16 protein-coding genes, 1 tRNA gene and 1 pseudogene are annotated in these 14,870 nt (G+C 65.2%); 15 read left to right on the top strand and 3 right to left on the bottom strand.

Features of this window, described 5'->3' with window-relative positions:
• Positions 1–2 precede the first annotated feature (2 nt).
• Complete coding sequence (locus tag GQY20_RS26080; RefSeq protein ID WP_157220091.1) at positions 3–161, top strand: hypothetical protein; 159 nt, start codon at positions 3–5, stop codon at positions 159–161.
• A gap of 196 nt (positions 162–357) precedes the next feature.
• On the opposite strand, the pseudogene GQY20_RS26075 reads toward GQY20_RS26080, so the two are convergent.
• Both GQY20_RS26075 and GQY20_RS26070 read right to left on the bottom strand, forming a co-directional pair.
• Positions 358–642 (bottom strand): annotated as a pseudogene (locus GQY20_RS26075) (transposase); the annotation flags it as partial.
• Positions 643–1,226: 584 nt separating this feature from the next.
• Positions 1,227–1,313: transfer RNA gene (locus tag GQY20_RS26070), tRNA-Leu, on the bottom strand.
• A gap of 112 nt (positions 1,314–1,425) precedes the next feature.
• On the opposite strand from GQY20_RS26070, the gene GQY20_RS26065 reads away from it, so the two are divergent.
• Positions 1,426–2,355, top strand: a complete 930-nt coding sequence (locus GQY20_RS26065; protein ID WP_157220090.1) for a complex I NDUFA9 subunit family protein — start codon at positions 1,426–1,428, stop codon at positions 2,353–2,355.
• On the opposite strand, the gene GQY20_RS26060 is transcribed toward GQY20_RS26065, so the two are convergent.
• Entirely contained in the window at positions 2,356–2,916 is a 561-nt protein-coding gene (locus GQY20_RS26060) for a type 1 glutamine amidotransferase domain-containing protein (RefSeq protein WP_157220089.1), read from the bottom strand.
• A 111-nt stretch (positions 2,917–3,027) separates the two neighbouring features.
• Here GQY20_RS26060 and GQY20_RS26055 point away from each other — a divergent pair, with 111 nt between their 5' ends.
• The 13 genes from GQY20_RS26055 to dapD all read left to right on the top strand — a co-directional run bounded on the left by GQY20_RS26055 (position 3,028) and on the right by dapD (position 14,819).
• The gene (locus GQY20_RS26055; RefSeq protein WP_157220088.1) at positions 3,028–4,035 is read left to right on the top strand and encodes a DNA topoisomerase IB; all 1,008 of its coding nucleotides are present in this window, start codon (positions 3,028–3,030) and stop codon (positions 4,033–4,035) included.
• Positions 4,035–5,267 (top strand): mechanosensitive ion channel family protein, encoded by a 1,233-nt coding sequence (locus GQY20_RS26050; protein ID WP_157220087.1) that lies wholly within the window; start codon positions 4,035–4,037, stop codon positions 5,265–5,267. The genes GQY20_RS26055 and GQY20_RS26050 overlap by 1 nt, the downstream gene beginning before the upstream one ends.
• Positions 5,268–5,347: 80 nt before the next feature.
• Positions 5,348–6,775 carry an NAD-dependent succinate-semialdehyde dehydrogenase gene (locus tag GQY20_RS26045; RefSeq protein WP_157220086.1) on the top strand — a complete coding sequence of 476 codons (1,428 nt, stop codon included), beginning with the start codon at positions 5,348–5,350 and terminating at the stop codon, positions 6,773–6,775.
• A 112-nt stretch (positions 6,776–6,887) separates the two neighbouring features.
• Positions 6,888–7,298 (top strand): SUF system Fe-S cluster assembly regulator, encoded by a 411-nt coding sequence (locus GQY20_RS26040; protein ID WP_157220085.1) that lies wholly within the window; start codon positions 6,888–6,890, stop codon positions 7,296–7,298.
• The gene (gene sufB, locus GQY20_RS26035; RefSeq protein ID WP_157220084.1) at positions 7,295–8,764 is read left to right on the top strand and encodes a Fe-S cluster assembly protein SufB; all 1,470 of its coding nucleotides are present in this window, start codon (positions 7,295–7,297) and stop codon (positions 8,762–8,764) included. Before GQY20_RS26040 ends, sufB begins: the two co-directional genes overlap by 4 nt.
• Positions 8,761–9,135, top strand: a complete 375-nt coding sequence (locus GQY20_RS26030; RefSeq protein WP_157220083.1) for a hypothetical protein — start codon at positions 8,761–8,763, stop codon at positions 9,133–9,135. Before sufB ends, GQY20_RS26030 begins: the two co-directional genes overlap by 4 nt.
• Positions 9,136–9,141: 6 nt before the next feature.
• On the top strand, positions 9,142–9,885 hold the full coding sequence (gene sufC, locus GQY20_RS26025) for a Fe-S cluster assembly ATPase SufC (protein ID WP_157220143.1): 744 nt from the start codon (positions 9,142–9,144) through the stop codon (positions 9,883–9,885).
• Positions 9,882–10,961: a SufB/SufD family protein gene (locus GQY20_RS26020; protein WP_157220082.1), complete on the top strand. Its 1,080-nt coding sequence runs from the start codon at positions 9,882–9,884 to the stop codon at positions 10,959–10,961. Before sufC ends, GQY20_RS26020 begins: the two co-directional genes overlap by 4 nt.
• 142 nt (positions 10,962–11,103) lie before the next feature.
• On the top strand, positions 11,104–12,315 hold the full coding sequence (locus tag GQY20_RS26015) for a cysteine desulfurase (RefSeq protein WP_157220081.1): 1,212 nt from the start codon (positions 11,104–11,106) through the stop codon (positions 12,313–12,315).
• Positions 12,312–12,755, top strand: a complete 444-nt coding sequence (locus GQY20_RS26010) for an SUF system Fe-S cluster assembly protein (protein WP_157220080.1) — start codon at positions 12,312–12,314, stop codon at positions 12,753–12,755. Before GQY20_RS26015 ends, GQY20_RS26010 begins: the two co-directional genes overlap by 4 nt.
• Positions 12,755–13,108: a HesB/IscA family protein gene (locus GQY20_RS26005; RefSeq protein ID WP_157220079.1), complete on the top strand. Its 354-nt coding sequence runs from the start codon at positions 12,755–12,757 to the stop codon at positions 13,106–13,108. The genes GQY20_RS26010 and GQY20_RS26005 overlap by 1 nt, the downstream gene beginning before the upstream one ends.
• A gap of 203 nt (positions 13,109–13,311) precedes the next feature.
• Positions 13,312–13,986: a pyrimidine 5'-nucleotidase gene (locus GQY20_RS26000; RefSeq protein ID WP_157220078.1), complete on the top strand. Its 675-nt coding sequence runs from the start codon at positions 13,312–13,314 to the stop codon at positions 13,984–13,986.
• A complete protein-coding gene (dapD, locus tag GQY20_RS25995; protein WP_157220077.1) occupies positions 13,983–14,819 on the top strand; it encodes a 2,3,4,5-tetrahydropyridine-2,6-dicarboxylate N-succinyltransferase in 837 nt (278 codons plus the stop codon). The genes GQY20_RS26000 and dapD overlap by 4 nt, the downstream gene beginning before the upstream one ends.
• The last annotated feature ends 51 nt before the right edge of the window (positions 14,820–14,870 follow it).

Genomic DNA, 14,870 nt, shown 5'->3' with positions numbered 1-14,870 from the left:
TCATGATTTTCGGCTTCGAGAAAGCGCGCGCTATCCCCGATGCGACGCCCGCGCCGGCGACCACGCTGTTCAATTCTCCTATTTCCTTGGCAAGCGAGAGCGGGCTGCTGATCCTCGCGGCATTGCCTGATGATGCACGATCTGTGGTCAAATGGCTTTGATGAGAGCGGAAATTTCGTTCCGATCAATTTCAGTCTTGTTTTGTACAGCGGAGCGCAGGCCCTGAAAGAGGCGCTGCAAGTATGGCGGCGTCAATGTAGGGAAACGCATTGCGTCCGCGCTAAAGATCGTGTCCCGGGGCGCGTGCTGTAGGATCATTGGCGGATGGCCATCGATCTCCGGCGCAGGCGGGGCTGGTCAAGCTGCCATGGGAGGCAGCGAGACGAGGGGATTATCGCTCAGCTGGGCGACGCTTTCCAGCATCATGTATCGGCAGCGCTGGACGCCCTCCGCCGGCCTTCCACGTGCTGCGCACGCGGAGCCTTCTTGGCCGGCTCCGCCCATTCATCGTTTTGTTCGAGCAGGATGGCGCCGACGAGGCGGGTGATAGCGTCTTCCTTAGGGAAAGATGCCGACGACGTCGGTGCGCCGTTTGACCTCGCCATTGAACCGCTCGAGCGGATTGGTCGAGTGCAGCTTGGCGTGGTGCTGGGTCGGGACCAACCTCAACGACAACACGGGTGTCCTGACGCCGGAGGAAGGTGCGGCCACTGCGATCAGAATAGCCCTTTTGGACTCCGCCGGTCCCACCGGGGGCTTCTTCGCGATGACGGACGACAATCCTCGTGACGTGAGGTTGGAGAGCCGATTGGCCGGTTGCCTGCCTGCTCCCGCCTGCCAACCGGCGCTTCCAATCCCACTCAGCACCGCGACGCCGAGCATTTCCCGCAGAGCGAAGTCGCGGAATTGCGCCTCGCCCCACAACTGCATCCCTCAACAGAAGGTCTCAACGATGAGTAACAAGCTTCACAAGCAGGTATAGCCCGGCGGCGTCGGAGAACTTATAGTCCTTCGAGGTCGGCTTGGCGCTGGCCACGGTCATGGCAAAAAGGGTTGCCATCTGGGGTATCGCCTCCAAAAAGGGAGGACAACGATACCTTCCGAGATACCCGAATTGTTCTCGATTGGTGCCGTATCCGCCCGGATTTCGCCGGACGACTATAGCATAATAATCGACGGATTTCAGCCATTTCCGGGACGTTCTCGGACGCCCCCGGAAGAACAAATGGTGCCCAGGAAAGGACTCGAACCTTCACGGCCTTGCGGCCACTGGCACCTGAAGCCAGCGCGTCTACCAATTCCGCCACCTGGGCACGGGGCGAGGCCGGGCGCTTAGCGGTGCGGGTCGACGCTTGTCAACAGCATCTGCGGAGGGCATGGCAGATTTCTCCGGTCGGGCAGAGAAAGAAGGACGAAGGATTCGCGATGGCGAAGCTGGTGACGCTTTTCGGTGGCGCAGGATTTCTGGGGCGATACGTCGCTCAGGAACTGCTTTCGGCGGGTGCCCGCGTGCGAGTGGCCGAACGGGATCCAAAACATGCCTTTTTCGTGAAGCCGCTGGGCGGCCTCGGCCAGACCCAGTTCGTCGCCGCTGACGTCACCAAGGCGGAAAGCGCGCGCCGCGCGGCACAGGGCTCTGACGCGGTGATCAACCTCGTCGGCGTGCTCAAGGGCGATTTTCGCACCGTGCACGTCGATGGCGCGCGCAATGCCGCCGCCGCGGCCACGGCAACAGGGGCCGGCGCCTTTGTCCAGGTCTCCGCGATCGGCGCCGATCCCGAAGCCCCCTCGGCTTACGGCCGCAGCAAGGGCGAAGGCGAAGCAGCCGCCCGCGAAGCCTTTGAAGGTGCCACCATATTGCGCCCCTCCATCCTTTTCGGCGCGGAGGACCAGTTCCTCAACCGCTTCGCCGGCATGGCGCAGCTTGCCCCGGTGCTCCCGGTGATTCGCCCCGAGGCAAAGTTCCAGCCTGTCTGGGTGGGCGATGTTGCCCGCGCGGTCGCGACCGCGGCGCTCCATCCGGAGGAGTATGCCGGCAAGACGTTCGAGCTCGGCGGCCCCGAGGTGCTGAGCATGGAAGCGCTGATGGGCTGGCTGATGAAGGCCACCGGTCGCAATCGTCCGCTGCTGCCCCTACCCGATTCAGTCGGCGGCCTGATGGCCAGGTTCGGCTGGCTGCCGGGCGCGCCGATCACGCAAGATCAGTGGCTCATGCTGCAGAAAGACAATGTCGTTTCGGCGGGCATGCCAGGCTTCGAAGCGTTCGGTATCACGCCCTCGCCGCTGGCCGCGCTCGCGCCCGCCTGGCTGGTCAGCTATCGCCGCCACGGCCGGTTCGGCGCCCAGACGGCCTGATCAGGCCGCTTCGACCGCAACCTCCCGGTCTTCGAGCCGCGCCACCACGGCGTCGGTGAAGGCCGGAACGTCTTCCGGCTGGCGGCTGGTGATCAGATTGCCGTCGACGGCCACCGCGCGGTCAACGACCATGCCGCCAGCATTGCGCAGGTCCGTGCGGATCGACGGCCAGCCGGTCACCGTCCGGCCGCGAATGACGTCGGCCTCCACGAGCAGCCAGGGCCCATGGCAAATGGCGGCGAGCGGCTTGCCGCTTTCGGCGAAAGCGCGGATCAGCCCGATCGCTTCAGCATTCAGCCGAAGCGCATCGGGGTTGATCACGCCGCCCGGCAGGATCAGGGCATCGAACGCCGCGACGTCCACCTGATCCAGCGTAATGTCCGGCGCTATCGTTCGCGTCTTCTCGTCATGCTCGCGCCCCTGGATCGGGTCCGTCCCGGGCGACGCGATCACCACCTTCGCTCCCAATGAGAGCAACCTCTCGCGCGGGCCGAACAATTCGCTATCCTCGAACCCGTCGGTAGCGATGATCAGGATGCGGGCGTCGGCGATGGCGGTCATGCTGTATCTCCTTCACATCATCCAACCGGCGCGCCAGCGGAAGCGTTCCGGAACGAAGCGGCGAGGCGTGGCGTTTCCCAGACCTTATAGGAAAGGAGACGCCCGGCCGCCATGCTCTGCTACATCGACGATGCGCTACCCGGAATCACCCGCAGGAAGCTGGCGCACGGCTGGGCCTATTACGATCCCGAAGGTAAGCGGATCACCGACCGCGACGAGATCGACCGGCTGAACCGCATCGCGCTGCCGCCTGCCTATCGGGATGCCTGGTTCTGCCCCACGGCGAACGGCCACATCCAGGCGACCGGGATCGACGACAAGGGCCGCAAGCAATATCGCTACCATCTCGATTTCCGCTCCGGCCAGGAGGCAGAGAAATACGGGCGCTGCTGCGATTTCGGGCGCGCGTTGCCGCTGATCCGGGCTCGCGTCACAGAGGATCTGGCAAGCCGGCGGCTGGACAAGAATACGGTTGTCGCGGCGGTGGTTCGGCTGCTCGATCTCGGTCGGGTGCGCATAGGAAATGAGGGTTATGCGCGCGCCAACAAGAGTTTCGGAGCCACCACGCTGCGCGGCCGCCACGCCAGCATCCGCGGCGGCAAGCTGAAGCTGGTCTATCGCGGCAAATCCGGCAAGCTGCAGCGGCTGACCATCGAGGACCAGCGCCTCTGTCGGCTTGTCCGTCGCTGCCAGGATTTGCCGGGCCAGCACCTCTTCCAATATGTCGATGCCGAGGGCGAGGCGCATCCGGTCACTTCGTCGGACGTCAATGCCTATCTGCGTGAAGCCTCGGGCTGCGATTTCACCGCCAAGCATTTCCGCACATGGGGCGCCAGCGTGCTCGCCTATGCAGCGCTCGCCCATGCCGACGGCGCAGGCGTGCCGTTGAAAACCATGCTGGAGGTGGTTGCAGACGCGCTCGGCAATACGCCGGCGATCAGCCGCAAATCCTATGTCCACCCAGCGCTCATCGAACGTGCGAAGCAGCGGGGCGCCGGTAATCTGCCGCGCCTCCCCCTGCCGCGCGCCACCAAATATCTTTCCGCTGCCGAACGCGGCCTGATCGCGTTTCTCGATGGGCTGGCGGACAGCGACGAAACCATGCCAAAGGCTGCCTGATGGCGACAAGTAGCACGACGGCGACCACCAAGGCCGCTCCTCTTCTGGAAGATCCGCCGATCGGCGATCAGGTGCGGCATCTCAGCGAGCAGAGCGTCCACTGGGTTTCGCACCACGGGCTCAGCATCCTCATCGGCTGCGCGATCGCCGCAGTGATCGTGATGGTGATGATCGGCATCAAGATGGTCGGCATCAAGCTGTGCCGATCGGACGACACCGGTACCCACTGGCGCACCACGATCGGACGCGCGCTTGCCAAGACGCGGATCTGGTTCATGGCCGCCATCGCGGCTCAGCTGGTCGCCGGTTATGCCCACGCGCCCGATTCGGTCGCCAAGACGATCCAGTTCTTCTTCACCATCGGGGTGACGCTGCAGGTCGCCGTGTGGGTGCGCGAACTGATCCTCGGCGCCGTGGCGTATCGCGCCGGCGCGGACGAGTCGCATGCCCTGGGCAGCGCGCTCGGTATCGTCCGTCTGCTCGTCACCGTGGCGGTGTTCGCAATCGCTACGGTGCTGATCCTCGACAATCTCGGCGTCAACGTTACCGGCCTCGTTGCCGGTCTCGGCATCGGCGGCATCGCGATCGGCCTCGCCGCGCAGGGCATCTTTTCGGATCTGTTCGCTGCGCTGTCGATCCTGTTCGACAAGCCCTTCCGCCGCGGCGACGGCATCAAGTTCGATCAAACGTCCGGTTCGGTGGAAGCGATCGGCCTCAAGACCACGCGTGTTCGCTCGGCCACGGGCGAGGAGGTCGTGATCTCCAACGCCAATCTGCTGAACAAGGAGCTGCGCAACTACAGCCGGCTCGAGCATCGCCGGATGATCCACAAGCTGGGCCTGATCTATCAGACCCAGCCGGACGTACTGCGCGGCATCTCCGATCGGATCCGCAAGATCGTCGAGCGGCACAAATATACGCAGTTTCTCCGATGCGGCATCGCCGGCCTCGGCGCGTCGAGCATCGATTTCGAGCTGCAGTTCGACATCCATTCGACCGACTATGAAGTGGTCTTCGCCACCAATCACGAGATACTGATCGAGATAGTGAGCGAATTTGCGGAGGCCGGCATCGAGTTCGCCTATCCGACCCAGACGACCTTCACCGCGGCACCCGACGGGCGGATCATCATGCCCTATCCTGACGCGAGCCATGCCGACGCGGATCATTGTGGCGATCGGCCGAGCGGCTCAACCCCCCGTGCGCCGGAAGCAACGGCGAAGGACGCTTAGGCACCATTGCAATTCGGCGCAGGTGGTACGATCTCGCGTCCATCCTGCGGCGTCCTGCCGCGCGCAACGGTGGAGCCGCCATGTATCCCGCCCTCAGCCTCTACATCGACGGTCAGTTCCTCGGTTCCGAGGGCCGCGCGTCGGAGCCCGTCTTTGATCCGGCGAGCGGCGAAGTTCTCGCTGATCTGCCCCATGCCAGTGCGGCCGACCTCGATACCGCCATCGACGCGGCAACCCGTGCCTTCCCTGCCTGGAAGGCGATGTCCGCCTATGAGCGCTATCGCCTGCTGCGCCGTGCCGCCGATCTGCTGCGCGACCGGAAGGATCACATCGCAAGGGTGATGACCCGGGAGCAAGGCAAGGTGCTTGCCGAGGCCGCGGCAGAGGTCGCCACCTCCGCCGACATTCTCGATTGGTATGCCGAGGAAGGCCGCCGCGCCTATGGCCGGGTCGTGCCCGGCCGCACCGCCGGCACCCGCCAGATCGTGCTGATGGAGCCGGTCGGCCCCTGCGCGGCCTTCACCCCCTGGAACTTTCCGGCGCTCACCCCGATCCGCAAGATCGGCGGTGCGCTCGGCGCGGGCTGCACGCTGATCCTGAAGGCGGCGGAGGAGACGCCGGGCACTGCGCTGGAGCTGGTCCGGGCACTGCATGACGCAGGCGTGCCGGCCGGCGTGGTCAACCTCGTCTTCGGCGTGCCGGCCCAGGTTTCGGAGCATCTCATCGCCGCCAAGGCGATCCGCAAGATCACATTCACCGGCTCGACCGCAGTCGGTAAGCATCTCATGAAGCTGGCCGCCGACACCGCCAAGCGCACCACCATGGAGTTGGGCGGCAACGCACCGGTGATCGTCTTCCCCGATGCCGATCTCGACAAGGCGGTGAACACGCTCGGCTTCTTCAAATTCCGTAACGCCGGCCAGGTTTGCGTCTCGCCGCAGCGTTTCTTCGTGCATGAGAGCCTGTACGACCGCTTCCTCGATGGCTTCACCGAGAAAGCCAAGGCGGTGAAGGTCGGAAACGGCCTCGCCGAGGGCACCGGAATGGGTCCGCTTGCCAACCCGCGCCGGATCGAGGCCATGGAGCGGGTCGTCGCCGATGCTGCCGCCCGCGGCGCCAAGGTCGCGGCCGGCGGCGAGCGGATCGGCAATCAGGGCAATTTCTTCCAGCCGACCGTGCTGACCGACCTCGCCGATGACACGCTGTCGCTCAGTCAGGAGATTTTCGGCCCGGTCGTCCCGGTCGTGCCCTTTGCCAGCACGGACGAGGTGCTGAAGCGCGCCAACTCGGTCGACATGGGTCTCGCCAGCTACGCCTTCACCCGCTCGATCGACACCGCCCAGATGGTGAGCGAGGCGCTGGAGAGTGGCATGGTCGGCATCAACACGCTCGCCATCTCCACCCCCGAGACGCCGTTCGGCGGCATCAAGGAGAGCGGCCACGGTTCGGAAGGCGGCATCGAGGGGCTGCAGGCCTATCTCAACGTGAAGTTCGTCGCCCAAGCGTAGCAGCAATCAGCCCTCTGCCGCAAAGCGGAGGGGAGATATGTTTCCCCCTTGACCCCGCCCGCCTCCGCCCCCAGATGGCAATCGGAACGAATCAGTCCGATTTGGGAGCGTCATGCGGCTTTCGAGCCTCGCCGACTATGCGGTCGTCATGCTGTCCGCCGCCGCGCGTCATCCGCGCGACGCGCGGCTTTCGGCGACCTTGCTGGCCGACGAGACGGGCGTGCCCCTGCCTACTGCACAGAAGCTGATGGGCCGCCTCGCCGGGGCGGGACTCCTCGAATCCGCACGCGGCACCGGCGGTGGTTTTCGCCTTTCGCGCGAGCCCTGTTCGATCAGCCTCGCCGACATAGTGGAAGCAGTCGAGGGGCCGATCGCCATGACTGCCTGCGTCGAGCAGGGAAAGCATGACTGCGGGTTGGAAACCGCCTGCAAGGTCAGGCCGCATTGGAGCGTCGTGAACGGCGCCGTGAAGGGCGCGCTTGCCGGCGTCTCGCTGGCCAGCCTCGCCGGAGCAGAATTATGAGCACGCGCAACGAAGAAGCCTATGCCGCCGTCGAGGAGCAGTCCCGCTACAAATGGGGCTTCACCTCGGACATCGAGCAGGATTTCGCGCCGAAAGGGCTGAGCGAGGAAACCATCGCTTTCATCTCGGCCAAGAAGAATGAGCCGCAGTGGATGCTCGACTGGCGGCTCAAGGCCTATCGCCGCTGGCTGGAGATGGAGAGTCCGGACTGGGCCAAGCTGAACGTGCCGCCGATCGATTATCAGGACGCCTATTATTATGCGGCGCCCAAGGCCAAGCCGACGCTGAAGTCGCTCGACGAGCTCGATCCCGAGATCCTCGCCACCTATCAGAAGCTCGGCATCCCGATCGAGGAGCAGAAGGTGCTCGCCGGCGTCGAGGGTTCGCGCAAGGTGGCGGTCGATGCGGTGTTCGATTCCGTCTCCGTCGCGACCACCTTCCGCGAGGAGCTGAAGGCCGCAGGTGTCATCTTCCTCTCGATCAGCGAGGCGATCCGCGAATATCCCGAGCTGGTGAAGAAGTGGCTCGGCAAGGTGGTGCCGCAGCACGACAATTATTTCGCCGCGCTCAACAGCGCGGTCTTCTCCGACGGCACCTTCGTCTATGTGCCCGAGGGAGTGCGCTGCCCGATGGAGCTCAGCACCTATTTCCGCATCAACGCGGCCAATACCGGCCAGTTCGAGCGGACGCTGATCATCGCCGACAAGGGCAGCTACGTCTCCTATCTGGAGGGCTGCACCGCGCCCCAGCGCGACGAGAACCAGCTCCACGCCGCGGTGGTCGAGCTGGTTGCGCTCGACGATGCCGAGATCAAATATTCGACGGTGCAGAACTGGTATCCCGGCAATGCCGAGGGGCTGGGCGGCATCTATAACTTCGTCACCAAGCGCGCGCTCTGCCAGGGCCGTAACAGCAAGGTCAGCTGGACGCAGGTCGAGACCGGCAGCGCGATCACCTGGAAATATCCGAGCTGCGTGCTGGCGGGCGAGAACAGCGTCGGCGAATTCTATTCGGTGGCGGTGACCAACAACCGCCAGCAGGCGGATACCGGCACCAAGATGATCCATCTCGGCAAGGGCAGCCGCTCGACGATCGTCTCCAAGGGCATCTCGGCCGGGCATAGCAATAACACCTATCGCGGCCTCGTCCGCGTCGGCGCGTCGGCGGAGAGCGTGCGCAACTTCACCCAGTGCGATTCGCTGCTGCTCGGCCACGACTGCGGCGCCCACACCGTGCCCTATATCGAGGTGAAGAACCCGTCGGCGCAGATCGAGCATGAAGCGACGACCAGCAGGATTAGCGACGACCAGCTCTTCTACGCGATGCAGCGCGGGCTGAGCCAGGAGGATGCGGTAGCACTGATCGTCAACGGCTTCTGCCGCGAGGTGCTGCAACAGCTGCCGATGGAGTTTGCGGTTGAAGCGCAGAAGCTCCTGGGTATTTCGCTGGAAGGTTCGGTCGGGTGATCAAAAAGCGTTCAACGTCGCGTGCCGTCGTGACCCCGGCTGCCGCCTTTTTCGGCCTGACTCTTTGCTCGACAACGGCACCCGCGATGAATCCCCCGCTCAATCCGCTCGACGCCTGCCTGAAATCGGAAGTCGAGAAGCAGATCGGCGATAGAGTCTCTGTTCTAAGCGATGACGAACGCACCGTGGTCGCCGACAAAGCAATGGGCGCATGCCTCGAACATGTTGATCCGCTAGTTCGGCAGATCAAGGAAATCCGCGATGGTTCGATGAGCATGGATCAAGGTCGTGCGGCGATGAACCTCATTTCGATCCGAATCGTGAATGGGTTTGTAGCTACAACGATTGCTCACAACAGACAGGTACATTGAGCGGTGATACTGAAAATTGAAAATCTCAACGCCGAGGTGGACGGCAAGCCGATCCTCAAAGGCCTCTCGCTCAGCATCAACGCGGGCGAGGTGCACGCGATCATGGGCCCCAACGGCGCCGGCAAGTCGACGCTGTCCTACGTCCTGGGCGGCCGCCCCGGCTATGAAGTGACGGGCGGCAGCGCCACGTTCGATGGCCAGGACCTCCTTGCGCTCGACCCGCATGAGCGGGCGGCGGCCGGCCTGTTTCTCGGCTTCCAATATCCGGTCGAGATTCCCGGCGTCTCCAACGTCCAGTTCCTGCGCGAAGCGCTCAACGCCCAGCGCAAGCTGCGCGGCGAGGAGCCGCTGTCGGGCGGCGATTTCCTGCGCCTCGCCCGCGGCCAGGCGGATGCGCTCGGCCTTTCGATGGACATGCTCAAGCGCCCGGTGAACGTCGGCTTCTCGGGTGGCGAGAAGAAGCGCAACGAGATGGTGCAGATGGGGATCATCGATCCGAAGCTCGCCATTCTCGACGAAACCGACAGCGGGCTCGACATCGATGCGCTGCGGGTGGTGTCCGAAGGCATCAACAGGATCATGCGCAAACCGGGCAAGTCGGTGCTGCTCATCACCCATTATCAGCGGCTGCTCGACTATGTGAAGCCGGACTTCGTGCACGTGCTCGCCGCCGGGCGGATCGTGAAGTCGGGCGGGCCGGAACTCGCGCTCGAACTGGAGCGAGAGGGTTACGCACAGGTGGCCGCTTGACGCTCGCTCTTCCTTCGACCCGCCAGGAGGCGTGGCGCTGGAGCGACCTTTCCGCTCTGCCCACGCTGGCCGAGCAGGCGCCACGCGGCGGCGTGATCGACGCGCATGATTTCTGGATCGGCGACGGCCCCCGCCTGCTGTTCATCGACGGCCATTATGATGCGGGCCTCAGCCGCCCTGGGCCGGTTGAGATCGGGCGGACCGGCGACGCGAGCGATCACCCGCTCGCGCGGCTCGCCGGCGGAGACGGCTGGGTGCTGACGCTCGGCCACGACCATGCGCCGTCCGGTACGATCGAGATCGTCCATGTAGCGACCGGCGGCGCCAGCCATCTGCCCGCGCGGATCACGCTGGCCGAGGACGCGCAGGCAAGCATCGTCGAGACCTTCGTGGGTGATGGCTGGGCCAATCGCTTCACCCGCATCGCTCTCGCCCGTTCGGCGCGGCTGATGCGCACCGTGCGACTGCTCCAGTCCAGCGGCTTCCAATCGATCCGCGAGGAAGCGGCAATAGCGGAGGGCGCCAGCCTGGTGACGATCCTGCTCGGTGCCGGCGCCGCGGGGACGCGTATCGACGCCGCCCTGTCGCTCGACGGCGAGGGCGCCTTCGCCGAGTTCGGCGGCGCGCTTCTCGCCCGCGGCGATCAGCGCCACGACGCCAACATCGTACTGCGCCATGCCGCACCGGGCGGATCGAGCCGCCAGATCTGGCGGGCGGTGGCGGACGACAGCGCGACCGACAGCATCGCCGCGCGCGTCGAGGTCGCGCGCGGTGCACAGCAGACCGATGCCGAACAGTCTTTGAAGGGACTGCTGCTGGCCCGCACCGCGACGATCAACACCAAGCCCGAGCTCGAAATCTTCGCGGACGACGTGAAATGCGCCCATGGCTGCGCGATCGGCGAATTGGACAAGCAGGCGCTGTTCTACATGCAAAGCCGCGGCATCCCGCCGCATCCTGCCCGCGCGCTGCTGACGCGATCCTTCGTCGCCGGCGCTCTGGAACGGATCGGCGAGGAGGCGGTACGCGATGCGGTGCTGGCCGACGCCGAAGCCTGGCTGGGAGAGGCGGCGTGATCTTCCGAATGACGCCATCCCAGCCCTTCGACTTCGCTCAGGATGAACTTCGCCTTCGGCGAAAGCTGGGATCGCTCTCGGCCGGCATCCGGTTCGAAATGGCAAGAGACCCCGGCTTCCGCTGGGGTGACGAGGCTTAGCAATGACCGTTCTCGACCAGACCCGCCCGCTCGACTTGCTCGCTGATTTCCCGGCGATCCCGCAGGGATGGGCCTATCTCGATACAGCCGCCACGGCACAGAAGCCGCGCCCGGTGATCGATGCGATCACCCGCGCCTACGACACCAGCTATGCCACGGTGCATCGCGGCGTCTATCAGCGCTCGGCGGACATGACGCTGGCCTATGAAGCCGCGCGGCGCCGTGTCGCAGGCTTCATCGGTGCCGCCTCGGCAGACCAGATCGTCTTCGTGCGGGGCGCCACCGAGGGCATCAATCTCGTCGCGCAGAGCTGGGGCCAGCGCCTCGGGCCGGGCGATCGCATCCTGCTGTCGGCGCTGGAGCATCACAGCAACATCGTGCCTTGGCAGCTGCTGCGCGATCGCACGGGGGCCGAGATCGACGTGATCCCGCTGACCGCGGATGGCCAGGTCGATCTGGTCGCCGCCGAGGCGATGATCGGGCCGCAACACAAGCTGGTCGCGCTCGCTCATGTCTCCAACGTGCTCGGGTCGATCCTCGACGTGCGCCGCGCGGCCGACATGGCCCATGCGGTGGGTGCCAAGCTGCTCGTCGACGGCTGCCAGGCGGTGCCGCGGCTCGCCGTCGACGTCGCGACGCTCGGTGCGGATTTCTACGTCTTTTCCGGCCACAAGCTCTACGGGCCGACCGGGGTGGGCGTGCTCTGGGCGAAGGCCGAGATCCTCGATTCGATGCCGCCCTGGCAGGGCGGCGGATCGATGATCGATCGGGTGACCTTCGAACGGACGACCTATGCGCCCGCCCCTGCCCGGTTCGAGGCCGGCACGCCGCACATCACCGGCGCGCTGGGTCTGCATGCCGCGATCGACTATGTCGAGGCGATCGGGCTCGATGCGATCCACGCCCATGAGGCGGCGCTGGTCCGGCTGACACGCGAGGCGCTGGGCAATCTCAACAGCGTGCGCCTGTTCGGGCCGGAAAATTCGGCCGGCATCGTCAGCTTTGCGGTCGAGGGGGTGCATCCCCACGATGTCGGCACCATATTGGACGAGGAACAGGTCGCGATCCGGGCCGGCCATCATTGCGCGCAGCCACTGATGGACGTGCTCGGTGTGCCGGCAACGGCACGGGCCAGCTTCGGGGTGTATAACGGTGAACAGGATGTCGCGCGGCTGGTGCGCGGGATCGAGCGGGTGACGAGAATTTTCGGATGAACGACGAACCCACATTCAGCAGCGAAGAGGTCGACGCAGTCGCGCCTCCACCCAAGGCGCGCGTCGAACGCGAGCCAGATTATCTCGATGGTTTCCTGAGCCAGGCGCCGCGCGGCGTGCCCGCGGGCGAGCCGGGCGGCGAGATCTACGAAGCCGTGATCACCGCGCTGCGGGAGATTTACGATCCCGAGATTCCTGTGAACATCTACGATCTCGGCCTGGTCTATGGCGTAGACGTGGCCGATGGCGGCCATGTCGTCGTCACCATGACGCTGACCACGCCGCACTGCCCGGTTGCAGAATCGATGCCGGGCGAGGTGGAATTGCGCGTCGGCTCCGTGCCCGGGGTCGGCGTCGCGGAGGTCAACCTCGTCTGGGATCCGCCCTGGGATCCGCAGAAGATGTCCGACGAAGCCAAGCTCGAGTTAGGAATGCTCTGATGGCGACCACCACCCGTGCCCGGCCCGCCGCGCTGACCCTTACCCCCTCGGCCGAAGCGCGCATCGCCGCGCTGATGGCCGAGGCACCCGAGGGCGCCGTCGGCGTCAAGCTTTCAACCCCGCGGCGCGGCTGCTCCGGCCTCGCCTACTCGGTCGACTATGTCACCGAGGCGGATCCGTTCGACGAGAAGATCGTGACGCCGGGCGGGGATTTCTACGTCGACGGCGGCTCGATCCTCTATCTGATCGGCTCGACCATGAATTGGGTCGAGGATGATTTCAGCGCTGGCTTCGTGTTCCAGAATCCAAACGCCAAGGGCAGCTGCGGCTGCGGCGAGAGCTTCACGGTGTGATCCCCTCATCCTCCCCGGAACGGGGAGGGGGCCGCGCGCAGCGCGGTGGAGGGGACCCCACCTCTCTTCGCACGGAGCAATGACCGATAGCGCGGAACCCCTCCACCATCCTTCGGATGGTCCCCCTTCCCGTTCCGGGGAAGATGGGGGAAGGTGATGACGGTTGTCCCGCCTCTCCGCTTCCTCTAGTGCGAGCGCGCCCCATGACACCTGCGCTCGCCCATATCGACACGTGGATCTTCGATCTCGATAACACGCTGTATCCAGCGTCGACGGATCTGTTCGGCCTGATCGACGTGCGCATGGGCCAGTTCATCCAGAACCTCCTCGGCGTCGATCCGATCGAGGCGCGGCGCATCCAGAAGAGCTATTTCATCGAGCATGGCACGACGCTGAGCGGCCTGATGCAGGCGCATGGCGTCGATCCGCATGACTTCCTTGGCTATGTCCACGATATCGAGATGGACGTGCTGGCCGAGGATGCGCGGCTGATCCGTTCGGTCGCCGCGCTGCCGGGACGCAAGCTGGTGTTCACCAATGGCGATGCGCCCTACGCACAGCGCGTGCTCGCGCGGCTCGGGCTGTCCGACGCGTTCGAGGCGATCCATGACATCCATGCCTGTGCCTATCAGCCGAAGCCCCAGCCGGACAGCTACCGCTCGATGATCGAGGCGCTGGGCGTCCGTCCGTCGAGCGCGCTGTTCGTCGATGATCTTGCGCGTAATCTGAAGCCGGCGAAGGAGCTCGGCATGACCACCGTCTGGGTCAACAACGGCTCCGAGCGGGGCAGCGCGGACGCGCATCCCAGTTTCATCGATTATGAGACGTCCGACGTGGGCGAATGGTTGGAATCCATCACGGGAGCGAATGGCAAATGAGTGATCTGCGCGCCGTAATCGAAAAGGCCTGGGACGAGCGCGACGGGCTTGGCTTCGCCACGAAAGGCGAAGTGCGCGATGCAGTGGAAGCCGCGCTCGCGCTGCTGGATTCCGGCGAAGCGCGCGTGGCCGAGAAGAGCGGCGGCGAATGGATCGTCAACCAGTGGCTGAAGAAGGCGGTGCTGCTCTCCTTCCGGCTCAACGACAACGCCCTCGTGCCCGGCGGATCGGGTGGCGCGCCGGGTTGGGACAAGGTGCCGAGCAAGTTCGCCGGCTGGGACGAGGCGAAGTTCCGTGCCGCCGGCTTCCGCGTGGTGCCGGGCGCGGTGGCCCGCGCCGGCGCGCACATCTCCAAAGGCGTCGTGCTGATGCCGAGCTTCGTCAACATCGGCGCCCATGTCGGCGAAGGCACGATGGTCGACACCTGGGCGACGGTCGGCAGCTGCGCCCAGATCGGCAGGAACGTCCATCTCTCCGGCGGCGTCGGCATCGGCGGCGTGCTAGAGCCGCTGCAGGCCAACCCAGTGGTGATCGAGGATAATTGCTTCATCGGCGCCCGTTCGGAAGTCGCCGAAGGCGTGATCGTCGAGGAAGGCGCCGTACTGTCCATGGGCGTCTATCTCGGCGCCTCGACCAAGATCGTCGACCGCGCGACCGGCGAGGTCTTCGTCGGCCGCGTGCCGAGCTATGCGGTCGTGGTTCCGGGCGCGCTGCCGGGCAAGCCGCTGCCGGACGGCTCCGCGGGACCGTCGCTCTACTGCGCCGTGATCGTCAAACGCGTCGACGCCCAGACCCGTGCCAAGACCGGTATCAACGAACTGCTGCGGGACTGATTCTTTATCCTCCCCCAAAAGGGAGAGGGGGACCGCCTGAAAGGCGGTGGA

The sequence above is a fragment of the Flavisphingomonas formosensis genome (assembly GCF_009755815.1).
In the GTDB taxonomy this organism is placed as follows: Bacteria; Pseudomonadota; Alphaproteobacteria; order Sphingomonadales; family Sphingomonadaceae; genus Flavisphingomonas; species Flavisphingomonas formosensis.
The sequence above is the reverse complement of the archived record's forward strand: the minus strand, read 5'-3'. Positions and strand labels throughout refer to the sequence as shown.